This is a genomic window from Burkholderia sp. E168m15 (assembly GCF_016586105.1).
Lineage (GTDB): Bacteria > Pseudomonadota > Gammaproteobacteria > Burkholderiales > Burkholderiaceae > Burkholderia > Burkholderia orbicola.
This window is the reverse complement of record NZ_BCPO01000036.1, coordinates 1-16,355: the sequence shown is the minus strand read 5'-3', so window position 1 is coordinate 16,355 and position 16,355 is coordinate 1. Positions and strand designations below refer to the sequence as shown.

Sequence of the window (16,355 nt, the reverse complement as noted above, 5' to 3'; positions counted from 1 at the left end):
GTCGTGCAGCTTGCGGATCACTTCGTAATCCTCGGGATAATTCTGCGAGCCGCCGCCCGCGTCGATCACGCCCGTCACGCCGAGCCGGTTCAGCTCGCGCATGAAGTGGCGCGTCGAGTTGTACTGATACTCGAACGGCAGCTTCGGGCCCTTCGCGAGCGTCGCGTAGAGGATCGTCGCGTTCGGGTTCGCGAGCAGCAGGCCGGTCGGGTTGCCTGCGGCATCGCGCAGGATCGTGCCGCCCGGCGGCTCCGGCGTGTCCTTCGTATAGCCGACCACCCGCAGCGCGGCCGCATTCAGCAGCGCACGATCGTACAGGTGCAGGATGAACACCGGCGTATCGGGCGCGACTGCGTTCAGTTCTTCGATCGTCGGCAGCCGTTTCTCCACGAACTGATGTTCGGTGAAGCCGCCGACCACACGCACCCACTGCGGCGCCGGCGTGATCGCGACCTGCTGCTTGAGCATCTCCATCGCGAGCGCAAGCGACGGCACGCCGTCCCAGCGCAGTTCCATGTTGTAGTTCAGTCCGCCACGAATCACGTGGCAGTGGTTGTCGATCAGACCCGGCAGCACGCCGCGGCCGCCGAGATCGACCACCTTCGTCGCGCGGCCCGCGAGCGGCATCACGTCCGCTTCGCTGCCGACGGCGACGAAGCGTCCCGCGGCAATCGCGACCGCCGTCGCGACAGGGTTCGCGCGATCGAGCGTCGTGATGCGCCCGTTGTGCAGGATGAGATCGGGTGGGGTATCGGTTGCGCTCATGAATGTCCTCGAGGTGCTCAGAAGCCGAGCCAGTGACGAACCGGCGCGATGGCCTGCGCGCCGACCAGCATGCCGGCGAGGCCGACCAGCGCGATCAGCGGCGGCGCCGGCGAGCGCACCTTGATCACGCTGTACACGACGCCGATCAACACACCGGCGCCCAATGAAATTAAATAAGATTCCATAATGTTTTTTCTCCCGGCCGGATTAGAATCACCGGCATCGCGAGGCCGCCCGCGCGGCGCATCGCATCCGTTTCGCTTCCCTGCCATTCATGCCGACCATGCAACATCTTCCTGATCTCGAAGCCTGGGCCATCTTCGCGCGCGTCGCGGAGACCGGTTCGTTCGCGAAAGCGGCCGACCTGCTCGGCATCTCTCAACCCACCGTGTCGAAGGCGATCGCACGCCTCGAAAAGCGCCTCGGCGCGATGCTGCTGTACCGCACGTCACGCAAGCTGTCGCTCACGCCGACCGGCGAACTGCTGCGCGACCGCGCGATCCGCCTGCTCGCCGATGCGGAACTGATCGAGAACGAAGCGTCCGCGCAGGCGCTCGAGCCGCACGGCCTCGTGCGCGTGAATGCGCCGATGTCGTTCGGGCTGCACCATCTGTCGCCGGTGCTGCCCGCGTTTCTCGAGCGCTATCCGCGCGTCGACATCGATCTCGTGCTCACCGACCACATCGTCGACATCGTGTCGGGCGGCTTCGACGTCGCGATCCGCATCGCCGAGCTGAGCGATTCGACGCTGCGCTCGCGCCGCCTGTGCGCGGTGCGCCGGCCGCTCGTCGCGTCGCCCGCGTATCTCGATCGACGCGGCCGCCCGACGCATCCGCGCGACCTCGAACAGCACGTATGCCTCACGTACACCAACCTGCCGACGCCCGAGTACTGGCGCTTCCGTCACCCGGCGTCGGGCGACGAAGTCGGCGTGTCCGTGCACGGGCGTATCCGCACCAACAACGCGGACGTGATCCTCCCGGCCCTCGTCGGCGGTCACGGCCTGGCGCTGCAGCCCGAATTTCTCGTGTGGGACGCGATGCAGCGCGGCGAACTCGAGGAAGTGATGAGCGACTGGAAGATCGCGGACATCAACGTGAACCTCGTCACGCCGCCCGGCATGCTGCGCGCCGCGCGCGTGACGGTGCTGCTCGATTTCCTCGCCGAACATTTCTCGCACGCGCCGTGGGCGCTGCCCGCCGCCTGAACGCGTGATGGCCGCTTCATGGCCGATGGCAGACGATCGCCGCGTCCGGCGCGGCGATCGCGGCCGGTGACCGTTACTTCGCCGGCACGGCCGGAATCGACTCGTGCGGCGTCGCGGTACGCTGCGCTGCCTTGTGGACCATCGTGTATGCGTAGTCGACGCCCATCCCGTATGCGCCCGAATGCTCCTTCGCGATCGCCATCACCGCGTCGTACGAGTCGCGGCGCGCCCAGTCGCGCTGCCATTCCAGCAGGACCTGCTGCCACGTGACCGGCACCACGCCAGCCTGCACCATCCGCTGCATCGCGAAATCGTGCGCGGCCTGTGTCGTGCCGCCCGATGCGTCGGCGACCATGTAGATCTCGTAGTCGCCTTCGAGCATCGCGCACAGCGCGAACGTCGTATTGCAGACTTCGGTCCACAGGCCCGACACGACCACCTTCTTGCGGCCGTTCGCGGCCAGCGCGTCGCGCACCTTCTGGTCGTCCCACGAGTTCATCGACGTGCGTTCGAGGGTCTTCTGGTTCGGGAACACGTCGAGCAGCTCGGGATAGGTGTGGCCCGAGAAGCTCTCGCTTTCGACCGTCGTGATCGTGGTCGGGATGTTGAAGACCTTCGCGGCCTTCGCGAGCCCGACGACGTTGTTCTTCAGCGTCTGCCGATCGATCGACTGCACGCCGAACGCCATCTGCGGCTGCTGGTCGATGAAGATCAGCTGGCTGTTCTGCGGCGTCAGTACTTCAAGTTTCGGGTTGCTCATGGCGCAAGGTGTCCTGTGAACGAAAAAAGGGGGGCCTGCCTCGACCGTGAAAACGGGAGGAGCCTGAAATGCGTCGGCGCCGGATCGTCATCCGGGCCGAAATATTTAAGCCCCAAACGCGCGGCGCGAACACCCAAGGAATGGAATCGATCCGATTCCTGAACGAAGGCCCGTTCGGGGCCGCCCGCCCTTTTTTTCTTCACGCAAACCCGCTACGCTTTCAAGACTCTGACGGTGCCGTTCCGGCGCCGCTCGGCCATCACGAGGCGCACCACCATGAAACCGTATGTCTTCTCGCTGCTCGCCGGCATCCTCGCCGGCGTGATCTACGGCGCGCTCGGCGTGAATTCGCCCGCACCGCCGATCATCGCGCTCGTCGGCCTGCTCGGCATGCTCGCCGGCGAACAGATCCTGCCCGTCGCGCGCCGGATGCTGTCCGGCCATCGGCTGAACACCGCATGGCGCGATGCGAAGTGCAGCCAGCACATGTTTGGCGCGCTGCCGGGCGGCGCCGCGAACGACCGCAAGCCTTCTTGATCCACCCCATCGTCGCCGGACGCGCATGACCAACGTCGAGCTGTTCCATTACCTGTTGCTGTTGATCTGCGGCGCGGGCGCCCTCACCTGGCTCGCCGAGCGCGTGTCGATTCCGCCGGCCGTCGTGCTGCTGCTCGGCGGCTGCGTGGTCGCCGTCGCCGGCAAGCGCGTGCCCGACATGGACCCGGCGCTGCTGCTCGCGGCCGTGCTGCCGCCGCTGCTGATGTCGAGCGGGTTCTACACCGCCTGGAAGGAATTCCGGCAGGAGCTCGCATCGATCGCATCGCTCGCGCTCGGGGCCGTGGCGTTCACGACCGTCGCGGTCGCGCTCGCCGTGCATGCGGCCAATCCGTCGCTGCCGTGGGCCGCGTGCTTCACGCTCGGCGCGATCGTGTCGCCGCCCGACGCGGTCGCCGCAAAGGCGATCCTGCAGCGCCACCCGCTGCCCGCGCGGCTCGTCGCGGTGCTCGAAGGCGAAAGCCTCGTCAACGATGCGTCGGGCCTGCTGCTGTACCAGATGGCCGTATCGGCCGCGCTCGCCGCCACGATCACGACCGCGAGCGCGACCGGCCTGTTCTTCTCGCTCACGCTGATCGGCATCGCGGTCGGCCTCGCGTGCGGCCATGCGATGTGCTGGGTGCTGCAACGCCTGCGCGAACCGATGCTCGGCATCGTCGTGACGTTCGCGATGGCATGGGGCAGCTACGGGATCGCGGAAGCCGTCGACGGCTCAGGCGTGCTGTCGGTCGTCACCTGCGGCCTCGTGCTCGGCGTGCGCCAGCATCGCGTGTTCGGCGCCGACATGCGGATCAAGGCGAAGGCGACGTGGGAAGCGATCGTGTTCGTGCTCGACGCGCTCGTGTTCATCCTGATCGGCCTCGCGCTGCACGCGATCCTCGCCGGCGTGAACCACGAAGGCGCGGTGCTGATGGCCGGCCTGCGGGTCGCACTGCCCGCGACGGCCGCCGCGATCGGCGCGCGCGTGGTGTGGGTATTCGTCGCGATGTGGCTGCCGGGCCGCCTGCGCGCGCGGCGCGCGGGCCACGCGGCGTGGTCGTGGCGCGAAGCCGTCGTCCTCGGCTGGTCGGGCATGCGCGGCGTCGTGAGCCTCGCGGCCGCGATTGCGCTGCCGGCCAACTTCCCCGGCCGCGACCTGATCCTGTTCAGCACGTTCCTGCTGATCATCGCGACGCTCGTCGTGCAGGGCGGCACGCTCGCGCCGCTGATCCGCGTGCTGAAACTGCGCCCGGCCGCGCGCCGCACGATGTCCGAACATGCGGTGCGTGCACACACGTTCGGCGCGGCGCTCGCCGAGCTCGATGCACGCGAGCAGCGCGGCGCCGGCCTCGAACGCGCGTCGCTCGACCGGCTGCTGACCGAATACCGGAGCCGCGTCGCGTTCAACGAGCACGCACATCGCGACGGCGCGGAGCCCGCGGACGTGCGCGCGCGGATGCTGCGCGTCGAGCTCGAGCTGGTCGGCGTGTCGCGCGACGCGTTGCTCGACCTGCATCGCGACGGTCGGGTCGACGACGCGGTGCTGCACCGCATAGAATCGGAGCTCGATTTCGAGGAGCTGCGGCTGCAGCGCCTGCTCGAACCTTAACGTCCGGCCGGCCATGCGCGGCCGGCCCGCCCCCCTTCCCCACCTGGAATTGCCATGAGCGAACTCACCGTCGAAGCGAGCATCGGCCCGGTCGATTACCTCGTCCACTTCACCGATGGCGTCCACCAGTGGCGCGCCGACGAACCCGCGTCGCTCGGCGGCGGCGATGCGGCGCCGACGCCCGTCGCGCTGCTGCTGTCGAGCCTCGGCGCATGCACCGCGATCACGCTGAAGATGTATGCGCAACGAAAAGGCTGGCCGCTCGACGAAGTGCACGTGAAGCTCGCGCACGAATCGGGCAGCGCGGGCAGCACGATCGTGCGCCGCATCTCGCTCGACGGCGACCTGACCGACGAGCAGCGCGAACGCCTGCTGCAGATCGCGAATGCGTGCCCGGTGCACAAGATCCTCACGCATCCGATCACGATCGACACGGCGATCGCCTGAGCATTTCCCGCCACCGCCCGTCACCGCCACCGTCACGAGATTTCCGTTCATGTCCGCCTCGATCAAGACCCTGCTCACGCCGCGCGAAAGCGACATCGGCAACCTCGTCGTGCGCCGCGTGCTGCCCGCACGCGCCGCGCGCCTCGTCGGTCCGTTCATCTTCTTCGACGAGATGGGGCCGGCCGTATTGCCGGCCGGGCGCGGCATCGACGTGCTGCCGCATCCGCACATCGGGCTCGCGACCGTCACCTACCTGTTCGACGGCTCGCTGATGCATCACGACAGTCTCGGCTTCCGGCAGAAAATCGTGCCGGGCGACGTGAACTGGATGACGGCCGGCCGCGGCATCGTGCATTCGGAGCGCTCGCCCGACGAGGATCGCCCGCGCGAGCAGCCGGTGCACGGCATCCAGACCTGGGTCGCGCTGCCGGTCGAGCATGAAGACACCACACCCGCGTTCGTTCACCATGCGGCCGACACGCTGCCGTCGTTCACGCGCGACGGCGTGACCGTGCGCGTGATCGCGGGCACCGCGTTCGGGCTCGTGTCGCCGGTCACCGTGTTCTCGCCGACGCTCTATGCGGTTGCGGAATTCACGTCGGGCGGCACGTTGGCGCTCGATGCCGAACATGAGGAACGCGGCGTGTATCTCGTCGACGGCGACCTCAGCGTCGACGGCACGCCGCTCGCCCCCGCGACGATGGCCGTGCTCGAACCGGGCGCGAGCGTCGCGCTGGCGAGTACGAACGGCGCGCGCGTGATGCTGCTCGGCGGTGCGCACCTGCCGGGCGAGCGGTTCATCGAATGGAATTTCGTGTCGAGCGAGCGCGCGAAGATCGATGCGGCGCGTGCCGCGTGGGCCGATCAGACGTTCGGCAAGGTGCCGGGCGAAGAAAGCGAATGGACGCGTCAGCCGGAACGCAGGGCATAACGCAACGCGCAACGAGCGGCCACGGCCGTCCGACGATGCGGACTCGGCACGGCACGCGGCCCACGCCGTCCGACTGCGTACACCAGCGCTGTTCCTGCCGAGGCCGGCCTTGCGGTTGCTGGGCCGAGTACGGCACGGCCGTCAGGCCGCCGTTCCTTCAGCGCTTCAACCCCATCAGCTTTGCGAGCGTCGGCCAGCGATCGAGCGACGCGTCGAACGCGCGGCGCGCCTGTTCGTCGACGTAGCGCTCGGGGTCGAGCGCGGGCAGATGCCGCGCGAGGCCGATCACGTCGTTCGGTTGCGACAGGCGATCGTCGTCGCCTTCGCCAGCCATCGTCACTGTTCGTCGATCCATACACCGTCCGGCGTTTTCACCGCGTAACCCGCGGCCGTCTGCATCGTCACCGTGCCCTCGTTCTCGCCGATCATCCGCGTGCGCGGCAAATCGGCCGCGTATTGCGCGAGCGTCGCACCCGGCTTGAACGGGCTGTTCGACACGAGATTCGACAGCAACTGCGCAAGCGCGAGGAAGCTGGTCGGCTGCTCGATCACGGTCGTCGCGCCGTGGTTGCCGGTGAAGCCGACGAGCCGCACGCCGACCGGCCCGTGCACGATGCGCGGCGTCGGAATCTCGCGCAACCCCGCGATCTGGTTCTTGTCGCCGCGCAATGCGGCGCCGTGCTCGGGCACGAACACGATCACCGCGCGGCGGCCCGATTGCGCGATCAGGTCGGCGAGACGGTCGAAGTCGGTCATCATTTTCGTCGCGCGCTGCGGATACGAGTCGATGCTCGTCAGCGCGCTGCCGACGACGCGGTTGCCGTCGTGCAGGCTGATCGTGTTGTAGTACAGCGCGACCGGCCCCGGCACCGACGCGCGCTGCGCGTACCAGTTCGCGAGCGTCGCATAGTCGTCCTTGATCGCCGAGCCGTCGAACGCATGCATCGCGACCGGCGCGGCCGCGTTCGAGATCATCGGCGCATCGGCCACGCCGATGTTGTCGTGGATCACCTGCAGGAAATTGTCGAAATGGCCGTCGTGGTTCAGCAGCGACTGCACCGTGTAGCCGGCGCCGGCCAGTTGCGAGAACAGGTGGCACTGCTGCGGTGCGGGCTTGTACAGGTCCGCATGCGCCTCCTGCCCGCAGCTCGCGCGCAGCACGCGGATCGCCGCCGGGCCGCTGTAGCTCGCGGCCGTGCTGAAGTTCGTGAACAGGTAGTCGAAGTGGCTCAGCATCGGGTGATTGCGCACCTTCGCCGCATCAAGGTCGTCCCACGACAGCGAGCAGATGTGCAGCACGATCACGTCGAACTGCGCGGCCGGATCGCTGCCGAGATGGCCGAACGCGACCTGCCGCTGCGACTCCTGCGCGCGGAACGTCGCGAGCGCCGCGTTGTGATCCTCGGGCTGGTCGACGCGCGTGGCGCCCGCCACGTTCGCCTGCGGCTGGGCCGGCGCGACGACGCGCGCCATCAGCCCGCTGCCGGCCTGCCACAGCGGCATCACCACTAGCACGGCCACCACGAACGTCGCGACGCGCAGCCAGCGATTGACGATGAAATAGACGATCAGCACGCCGACGATCGTCAGCGCCAGCACCGGCGGCAACAGGCGCGGCAGCAGCTCCATCCAGTAGTCGAGGCGGAACGTGCTGACTTCGCGCGCGGCCTCCGCGAGACGGGCGAGCGACGGCGCATGCAGCTCGCGCGCGAGCAGCGGCACCGCGATCGCGATCGCCACGACCTGCCGGACGATGCGCCATGCGCGCGACCGGAGCGGCGCACTCGCCACGAGCGCCACCGCGAACGCGAGGTTCACGAGCCAGAACGGCTGCAGGCGCCCGGTCGCGAACAGCGCGAACTTCAGGATGAAATACAGATTCCAGAACGTCATCTAACCCACTCCATGATGCGCGCCGCGTCAGTCGCGCGCGCGATCGAGTTTCGGCGCGAGCATCGCCTGCACGCCGCGCGCCGCACCCTTGCACATTCGTACATAGCCGTCCAGCCCGATCCGCAGCACTTCCTTGAGCCCGCCGAGCGGCGTGTCGGGCCGCGCGCCTTCGTGCCAGTCGAGCCATGCGTCCGCGCGGCCGAACGTGCATTGCACGAGCTGACGTTCCTGTTCGAGCGTCAGTTCCTCGAAGCTGACGCCGACATGAGTCGGCGTCACCCGCGTCACGCGCACCGGGAACGGGAACGCCCGGTCGCCGCGCGTCACGCACACCGTCAGCGTGTCGCCGGCGGCGAGCGGCAGCCCCGGCACCGCTTCGAGCCCGAGGCCGCCCGTCGAATAGTCGCTCGTGAAGCATGCGGCGGTCGAGCCGTCGGCGAGCAACAGCATCGCCGGCACGCGCATCGCGATCCGATGCGTGACGCGCACCTGCTTCGTCTCGCGCGCGACCGCCAGCGCCGCGCCGAGCATCGCGAGGTTGTACACGGTCCAGCCGAGCGTGATCAGAATCGTCGACGCCTCGTCGCCCTGGTCGGCCACGAGCCGCCACAGGCCGGCGACGATCGCGAGCACGTTCAGCGCGAACAGCACCAGATACGGCTTCGACGTCGACCAGTCGACGTAGCCTTCGTCGATCTTGCCGCCCTTGTCGGTCACGTTGAACTTGCCGTGCTTCGGGCTGAAGAACGCGACGGTGGTCGGCAGCGCGATGTACCACGCGAGCACCGATTCGTAGACCTCGGCCCAGAACGAATGACGGTAGCGCCCCTGCATCCGCGAGTTCGCGACGTTCGCGAGCACCAGATACGGGATCACGTAGCTCGCGAGCGCGAGCGACGACGCGTTGATGAAGTACAGGTGGAAGAACAGGTACGCGAGCGGGATCGTCAGGAAGATCAGCCGCGGAATCCCGTAGAAGAAATGCAGCATCGCGTTGCCGTAGCAGATCCGCTGGATCAGGCCGAGCCCGCGCCCGAGGAACGGGTTGTCGATGCGGAAGATCTGCGCCATCCCGCGCGCCCAGCGCGTGCGCTGCTTCACGTGGCCCGCGAGGCTTTCGGTCGCGAGGCCGGCCGCCTGCACGGTCGGCAGGTACGCCGACGTGTAGCCGCGCCGATGCAGCTTGAGCGCCGTGTGCGCATCCTCGGTCACGGTTTCGACCGCGACGCCGCCGACCTCCTCCAGCGCACTGCGCTTGAGCACCGCGCACGAGCCGCAGAAGAACGTCGCGTTCCACAGGTCGTTGCCCGACTGCACGAGGCCGTAGAACAGGTTGCCCTCGTTCGGGATCTCGCGGAACGTGCCGAGGTTGCGCTCGAACGGATCGGGCGAGAAGAAATGGTGCGGCGTCTGCACCAGCGCGCACTTCGGGTCGCGCAGGAACACACCCATCGTCGTCTGCAGGAACGAGCGCGTCGGCACGTGATCGCAATCGAAGATCGCGATGTACTCGCCGTGCGTCTTCGGCAGCGCGCGGTTGATGTTGCCGGCCTTCGCGTGGCGGTTGTCGTCGCGCGTCAGGTAGTCGATGCCGGCCTCGGCCGCGAATGCCGCGAACTCGGGGCGGCGACCGTCGTCGAGCAGGTACACGCGCAGCTTCGCGCTCGGCCAGTCGATGCTCTGCGCGGCGAACACGGTCGGCTTCACGACCGACAGCGGCTCGTTGTAGGTCGGGATATAGACGTCGACGGTCGGCCAGGTGTCCGGATCGTCGGGCAGCGGCACGATCGGCCGGTCGAGCGGCCACGCGGTCTGCACGAAGCCGAGCAGCAGGATCATCCACGTATAGGCTTCGGCGCCGTACAGCAGGTAGCCGGCGACGGCTTCGACCGGGCTGCGGAAGTCGAGCGTCTGGGTCGTGCGCCACCACACGTAACGCACCGTCGCGAGCAGCGCGAGCGACGCGAGCGCCAGGGTCGGCAGATGGCCCGGCAGGCGGCGCAGCGCGAGCGCGAGCACCGCGACCATCGCGAAGAACGCGAACTGCGCGCCGGGCATCAGCGGCGACATCCCGGCCGCGGCCCACAGCATCGCGCCGGCCACGAGCAGCAGCGGCGTGAGCCAGCGGCGCCGGCCGACGCCGTTCGCGCGCGCATCGAGCCAGCCGCCCCAGCGCACCCACGGCAAACGCTCGAGCATCGCGTTGATGCGCCGGCCGACCGCGCGTCCGGCCACGTAGACGGGCACCACGAACGTGTCGAACCACGCGAGCGGATCGCGCGCGGGCCGACCGTCGGCCGCGCGCGGCGCGCGCACGATCGCGCGCCACAGCCATTCACGCATGCTGAGCGGCTGCAGCACGCCCCAGTCGTGCGCGAGCCGCAGGAACGCGACGCGCACCCAAAGGCGCACATGATCGGGCCGACCGGGCGGCGGTGCGTGGAAGAACAGCCGCACGAACCAGTCGACCCGCGTGCGTTGCGCGGGCAGCCCGATGCCGCGCGCGCACCAGTCGGCCGCGCGACGGCCGAACGCTCGCAGTCGCGACGCGAGCGCGGCGTTCATCGCATGGCTCCGGCGCGGCCGGCGACGGCCGCCGTCAGCCACGTATCGACCCAGTTCGCGACGCCGTTCAGGTCGTGCGACGCCTGCGAATACGGCGCGTCGTCGAAGATCCAGCTGCCGCGTGCAAGCGCTTCGGGCACGGCCGCGTCGACGTGGATGCGCTGTTCGAGCATCGACGCCGGCCCCGCGACCGCGCGCAGCATCGCCAGCGCGTCGCGCTGCATGTCGCGCGCCGGGTTCAGCCGGTTCACGACGATCTGCAGCGCGCCGCGGCCGGCTCGCAGCGCGCCGAGCCGCGCGGCCGTCGTCGCGCACGCGACCGGCTCCGGCGGCACGACGACGAGCGCCAGGTCAGCGCACCGGATCGCCTGTTCGGCCTGCGGCGACGGATAGCGCGCGGTGTCGACCAGCACGACGCCATCGGCCGGCAACGCGATTTCGCCGAGCGCGCGCGACAGCCAGGCCGGATCGGCCACGAGCCGCGCATCGCACGCGGCGGCGCCGGCCGCATCGACTTGCCCGTACGGCACGAACAGCACGCCGTCGGCGTTGCGCCACGTGTGCGCGTGCCACGGTTCGGCGCCGCCCAGCAGGCTGTGCGCCAGACCGTGCTCGGCCAGCGTATCGAGGCCGAGCGTCGCGCCCATCAGGTTCTGGGCATCGAACTCGACGGCCACGACCGGCCGGCCGCGGCGCGCGAGCAGCACCGCGAGCGCGGCGGCGAGCGTCGTGCGGCCCGCGCCGCCCGTCGTCGACGTGAGGGCGATCGTCTTCATCGTGCCGCCTTGCTGTCGCGAGTATCTGCTTCGTCGGCTTCGGCGCCGCCGACGCCCGGCAGCAGACGGCCGCGCAGCGCGACCGGCACGAGCTCGCACGGTACCGCGTCGCGCCGGTCGATGCCGCGCGGCGCATGGAAGCCGCGGCCAATGCCGAGGTGCTGCGCGACGATCCACACCGGTACCGCAATCACGATACCGACGACGAAGCCGATGACGAGTTCCGCGATCATGCGTCCTCCTGCTTGCGCAACGGCATCGCGCTGCGGACGGCGCCGCGCGCACGCGCGGCGGAAATGACGGGGTCCGGCGGCGACGCGTCGACGGCGATGGGCGCCAACGCCTGCGGCATACCGATCGCGTCGAGCGCGACGACGGTATCGATCGCGTCGATCGCGTCGCTCACCTCGCCTGCATCGGGCAATGCCGCGCCGGGTTCGACGGGCGCGGCTGCTGCGCGTGCGGCGCCCGCCGGCCGCGTCGCCGCGAACAGGTCGCTGTAGTCGGCGATCGGCGCGCGGCGGTTCTCGGCCTTCAGCGCGTCGAGCTCGGTGTCGATGCTGCCCTGCCCGAGGCACACGACGCGGTCGGACAGCGTATCGACCGGCACCTCGAAAATCCGCGCGAGCGCGTCCTCGGCATCGGCCGGCTCGCAGGCGAACAGGAACACGAACAGGTGCCCGGCATCGGCCGTCACGACGTCGCCCGCGCGGCGCGGCCGGCAGTGCCGCAGCGCGTCGACGTGCGACACGCCCGGCAACAGCGTGAGCTTCGCGAGCGTGTGCGGCAGCGCGAGCACCGCGCCGCGATCGAGCACCGCGCGAATCCGCTGGCAAAACGCGCCGACCGGCAGATAACCGAGCACCGAATCGCCGAGCGCGGCCGCGAGCGCCGCGCGGTAGTCGGCCGCGACGGGCCGCGCGTAGAGCTGGCCGTGCAGCGCGTGCACGGCGGCCTGCATCCGCGAGACGGGCAGGTCGCGCGCGACGACCCGGTTCGCGCCGACGCTCAGCACGAGCATCTCGAACTGCTGGCGCAGCACCTCGCCGCGCTCGACGACCGCGATCTTCAGCGCGCCGCCGCACTGCCGGCGCAGCGCGTGCACGTCCGCGCACAGCGCTTCGAGCTGCGCGTGCGAGCGGAACACGAGCACCGCGGTCGCGGCCTGCGCGCTCGCGCACGCGGCGACGACGGCCGCGTTGTCGTCGACGATCTCCCAGCCGTCCGGCACGCGGCTCGCACCGTCGAGCACCGCGCGGCTGACCACCACGCGATCCTCGTCGCTCGCGAGCTTCATCCGCCGTGCCGGTTCGGTCGCGCCGCCATCGACGCTCGCCGACAGCCGGCCGCCCGGTGCGAAGCGCAGCGGCCGCACCTCGCCGGCCGCGAGCGTGTCGCCCGCGCGCCAGAAATCGACCACCCACAACAACTCGCCATGCGTGCGCTGCAACTGCGCGACGCCCGAACAGATCCCGTGGAAGCCGCTGCGCGGCGTGCGATCGGCATCGCGCACGAGCGGCGCATCGTCGGCGCGCGCGTCGCCGCCCGCGCGGGTCGCTTCAGGGTCGAGCAGCAGCACGAGCGCAATCCGGCGCGTGCGGCACCAGTCGGCCAGCGCGTGCGCTTCGTCCGCGAGCGCGACCGGATCGTCCCAGCTGAACCAGCGCTGGGCGCCTTCGACGAAATACAGCGAACGCGCGTGAAATCCATAGCGCTTCATCGCGCGCAAGCCGCCGGTCAGCCGCGCGAACGGGCCCGGCGCCGCGCGGCGCGGTGCGTTGCCGGCTGCGCCGGCGTCGGCACCGTCGTCGGCCGGCTCGACCGCAGCCGGCATCGCCAGCACGTTCAGGTTGCGCGGCCAGCCGGCCGGCTGCACGCCGCCCGCGAAGCCGAGCGATGCCATCTGCGTGGCGACGCGCGCCGGATCGCGCGCCAGCACGATCGTGACGTCGCGCGTGCGCGCCTGACGCGCGCTTTCCCAGACGAGCGCATCGCAGGCCGGCGTGCCGCCGGCCGCGTAGATCGCGTAAAGGCCGCCGGCTTCCAGTTGCGTCCAGGTGTCGGGCAGGCCGTCGATCGCGAGCCGGCTCAAGGCGCCGGCACGGCCGCCCGCCGGCCACATGCGCAGCAGCGCGCGCAGGCGATCGGCCAGGCCAATGGCACCGGGCGCGGAGCGGGTGGCATCGAATTCCGTAGTCACGGCGTTCCCCTAGTAATCCGAATAAAGCCGCACGGGCGTCGGCGTGACGAGCCAGCTGCGCGACGCACGCGCGTCGAACGCATAACGCAGATACACGAGCGCCGAGCTCGGCGCATAGTCGTGCGACCGGTCGATGTGCAATTGCGCGCCGACGCTCAGGTGCGGGTTCACACGATATTCCGCGATGCCGTTCACGCCGTACGAGAACGACACGCCGCGCGTCGAGCTGCCCGCGTACACGAAGCCGGCCGCCACCTGTTCGGCGCGCTGGCCGGAAAGCGTCGGGTAATACAGCGAATCCTTTTCGTAGCTGTTCGAGATCCCGCCCGTGACGGTCAGGTCCCACGACAGCGCATCGTGCCGCCCCGCCCATTCGATCGGCACGCCGAGCGACAGATAGCGCTGCGGACTGTAGTAACCGCCCTGCCCGTACGTGTAGTAGCGCAGGTTCTGCGCGTAGTGCCACGCATTGCCGACCAGCCCCGTGCTGACCTTCATCGCCGCGCGCTCGTACACGGGCACCGTGAAGCCGGTGCGCAGCGTGACTTCCGCGTTGCGTTCGACGTTACGGCCCGACAGCACGCCCGCGCCGAGCTCCGCGAACAGGTTCGTGCGGCCGACGTCGACCGACGCGCGCAGATTCACGCCGTCGCGGCGCACGCCGCCCCACACCGCGCCCGTCCACGGGTCGCGCATCCCCGCGTACGACAGCACGCTGCTCGTTTCCGGCCGCCGCGACGCATTCACGGAGAAGCTCGCGGGGCCCGCGTCGAAGCGGTAGCGCACGCCGCCCACCAGGTAATGCACGGGGAAGCCGAGCGGCGACGTGCCGAGATCGACACGCCAGGCGTCCGATAGATAGCCGGCGCCGAGCGCGACGCCCGTCGTCGACTGGTGCAGCGAGCCCGGCGGATTCGCGATCAGCGCGGCGGCCTGCGGATTCTGCTGCGCCCTGAGCCCCGCGTACGTGCCGAACGTCTTGAGCGAATACGCGTCCGGCACGCTCGTATCGAGCGTGCCCGGATCGAGATGCACGGTGTCGACCTGCGCGAACACGTGCCCGTCATAGCGGATCGGCATCTGCAGGTAGATCGGCACCTGCTGCGCGCGATACGACGAGATGCCTTCGTCGCCCGACTTGTACGCGGGTATCCAGCCGGTCTCGATCTCGGGATTGCGCCGCTGCTGCAGATCCGCGAACGCAGCCTGCGCGGGTGTCAGCCCGTCGCGGCCCGGGCTCACGCCCGTCGCGCGTTCCTGCGACTGCGACAACCGGTACAGCGACGCCGCGTCGTCATAGCGGCCCTGCGCCTCGGCCACGCGCCCGGCCGCGACCGTCACGTCGGCGCGGGCCGGATACGCGGCCTGCAGCCGCTCGGTCACCTGCGCGGCTTCGTCCGGCCGGCGCAGCGCGTTCAGGCGGCGCACGGCCGACAGTTGCGTGTCGACGTCGTCGTCCGGCGTGCGCGCCAGCACGGCCTGCACGCGCTCGCGCGCGGCGGCACGGTTGCCGCTGTCCTCGTCGATCCGGGCCAGCGCGAGCTGCGTATCGGCGTCGTCCGGCGTGCGCGCGACGACCGGTGCGAGCGCATCGCGTGCGGCATCGTAATGACCCTGCGCGCGTTCGAGATCGGCGAGTTCGAGCGCATAACGCTTGTCCGCGCGGCCGGCCGGGCTCGCGCGGTCGAGCAGCGTGCGCGCCTGCGCATAGTCCTGTCGCGCGATCGCGTCGTCGGTCTGCCGCAGCACGAGCCGCAGCGACTGATCCTCCAGTCGCGCCGTCTGCGGGGGCGTCAGCGAAGGATCGCCGCGCAGCGTATCGAGCCATGCGGCGAGCGCGTCGTCGCGCCCCGCGCGGCCGAGCAGGTCGCCGTAGCGCAGCCGCACGTCCGCGTCGGCTTCGCGCGGATGCGCGGCGATCCAGTCGCGCAGCGGCGCGAGGCCGCGCTCCGGTTCGCCCGCGTCGATCCACTGCGCGCCGATCGCGGCAAGCATGTCGGGATCGTCCGGCGCGCTCGCCTGCGCGTGCGCGAGCGTGGCGGCAAAGGCCGCGCGGTCGCCGCGGGCATGTGCGCCGCGCGCGTCGGCCAGCGCGCTTTCCGCATCGAGCTTGCGCGCCAGCGCGCGCATCCCGTCCGAACGGTGCGCGTCGTCGACCGGCGCCAGCGCGGCTTGAGCGCCCGCGACATCGTCGAGCGAGTTGCGGTACAGCGCGTTCGCGTAACGCATCTCGGGCGTATCGCTCAGCGCCAGCCCGTCGTCCATCACCGTGCGGCCGAGCTGCGGCAACCCCATGTCGCGATACAGGCGTGCAAGCGCGAAACGCGTCCACGGCGCATCGGGCGCCGCGCGCACGGCCGCCTCGTAGCGTTGCGCGGCCGGCCCGCGCGCGCCCTTGTCGGCCAGCGCGCGCGCCTCGTTCGCGAGCACGTCGCCGCGCAGGCCGTCGAGCGTGCGGCGATCGTCGGCGCCCGTCACGCGCCCTTGCAGCGCATCGAGCAGCGGCCCGATCCGGTCCGCGCGGCCGGTGTTTTCATACAGCGTGGCCGTATCGCGCACGGCCGACAGGCTCGGCGAGCGTGCAGCCAGCAAGCCGCGCAGCAACGGCTCCGCCCGCGCCCAGTCGCGCTGCGCGAGCAGCGCATCGGCGAGCTGCAGCTTCGCGTCC

The 16,355-nt window shown here is 70.2% G+C and carries 15 protein-coding genes; 5 read left to right on the top strand and 10 right to left on the bottom strand.

The genetic code is table 11. From position 1 onward, the window contains the following. Together JMF86_RS06575 and JMF86_RS06570 are read right to left on the bottom strand one after the other, a co-directional pair. A partial coding sequence (locus JMF86_RS06575) for an amidohydrolase family protein (protein ID WP_201316821.1) occupies positions 1-765 on the bottom strand: 765 nt, incomplete at its 3' end. A 17-nt stretch (positions 766-782) separates the two neighbouring features. Further along, positions 783-950, bottom strand: coding sequence for a DUF1427 family protein (locus tag JMF86_RS06570; RefSeq protein ID WP_011545177.1), 168 nt, complete (start codon positions 948-950; stop codon positions 783-785). 98 nt (positions 951-1,048) lie between these two features. Between JMF86_RS06570 and JMF86_RS06565 the strand changes: the two genes are divergently transcribed. Further along, on the top strand, positions 1,049-1,972 hold the full coding sequence (locus tag JMF86_RS06565; protein WP_027808800.1) for a LysR family transcriptional regulator: 924 nt from the start codon (positions 1,049-1,051) through the stop codon (positions 1,970-1,972). 73 nt (positions 1,973-2,045) lie between these two features. On the opposite strand, the gene JMF86_RS06560 is transcribed toward JMF86_RS06565, so the two are convergent. Next, positions 2,046-2,732 carry a hydrolase gene (locus JMF86_RS06560; protein WP_012328320.1) on the bottom strand — a complete coding sequence of 229 codons (687 nt, stop codon included), beginning with the start codon at positions 2,730-2,732 and terminating at the stop codon, positions 2,046-2,048. Positions 2,733-3,008: 276 nt separating this feature from the next. Between JMF86_RS06560 and JMF86_RS06555 the strand changes: the two genes are divergently transcribed. The 4 genes from JMF86_RS06555 to JMF86_RS06540 are packed head-to-tail and all read left to right on the top strand — an operon-like array spanning position 3,009 to position 6,253. After that, entirely contained in the window at positions 3,009-3,269 is a 261-nt protein-coding gene (locus tag JMF86_RS06555; protein WP_124678625.1) for a XapX domain-containing protein, read from the top strand. 25 nt (positions 3,270-3,294) lie between these two features. Then, positions 3,295-4,875: a sodium:proton antiporter gene (locus JMF86_RS06550; RefSeq protein ID WP_011545173.1), complete on the top strand. Its 1,581-nt coding sequence runs from the start codon at positions 3,295-3,297 to the stop codon at positions 4,873-4,875. A gap of 54 nt (positions 4,876-4,929) precedes the next feature. After that, entirely contained in the window at positions 4,930-5,322 is a 393-nt protein-coding gene (locus tag JMF86_RS06545) for an OsmC family protein (protein ID WP_011545172.1), read from the top strand. Positions 5,323-5,371: 49 nt separating this feature from the next. Continuing rightward, entirely contained in the window at positions 5,372-6,253 is an 882-nt protein-coding gene (locus tag JMF86_RS06540) for a pirin family protein (protein ID WP_201316820.1), read from the top strand. Between the two features lie 157 nt (positions 6,254-6,410). Here JMF86_RS06540 and JMF86_RS06535 read toward each other — a convergent pair whose 3' ends face one another. The 7 genes from JMF86_RS06535 to JMF86_RS06505 form a co-directional block, all read right to left on the bottom strand. Further along, positions 6,411-6,608 (bottom strand): hypothetical protein, encoded by a 198-nt coding sequence (locus tag JMF86_RS06535; RefSeq protein ID WP_175929378.1) that lies wholly within the window; start codon positions 6,606-6,608, stop codon positions 6,411-6,413. Beyond that, complete coding sequence (gene bcsG, locus JMF86_RS06530; RefSeq protein ID WP_201316819.1) at positions 6,590-8,146, bottom strand: cellulose biosynthesis protein BcsG; 1,557 nt, start codon at positions 8,144-8,146, stop codon at positions 6,590-6,592. The genes JMF86_RS06535 and bcsG overlap by 19 nt, the downstream gene beginning before the upstream one ends. Positions 8,147-8,173: 27 nt before the next feature. Continuing rightward, positions 8,174-10,711 (bottom strand): UDP-forming cellulose synthase catalytic subunit, encoded by a 2,538-nt coding sequence (gene bcsA, locus JMF86_RS06525; RefSeq protein WP_201316818.1) that lies wholly within the window; start codon positions 10,709-10,711, stop codon positions 8,174-8,176. Next, positions 10,708-11,487, bottom strand: a complete 780-nt coding sequence (gene bcsQ, locus JMF86_RS06520; protein WP_011545166.1) for a cellulose biosynthesis protein BcsQ — start codon at positions 11,485-11,487, stop codon at positions 10,708-10,710. Before bcsQ ends, bcsA begins: the two co-directional genes overlap by 4 nt. After that, positions 11,484-11,720: a hypothetical protein gene (locus tag JMF86_RS06515; protein WP_011545165.1), complete on the bottom strand. Its 237-nt coding sequence runs from the start codon at positions 11,718-11,720 to the stop codon at positions 11,484-11,486. The genes bcsQ and JMF86_RS06515 overlap by 4 nt, the downstream gene beginning before the upstream one ends. Continuing rightward, on the bottom strand, positions 11,717-13,687 hold the full coding sequence (gene bcsE / locus JMF86_RS06510) for a cellulose biosynthesis protein BcsE (protein WP_011545164.1): 1,971 nt from the start codon (positions 13,685-13,687) through the stop codon (positions 11,717-11,719). Before bcsE ends, JMF86_RS06515 begins: the two co-directional genes overlap by 4 nt. A gap of 9 nt (positions 13,688-13,696) precedes the next feature. Then, a partial coding sequence (locus tag JMF86_RS06505) for a cellulose biosynthesis protein BcsC (protein WP_201316817.1) occupies positions 13,697-16,355 on the bottom strand: 2,659 nt, incomplete at its 5' end.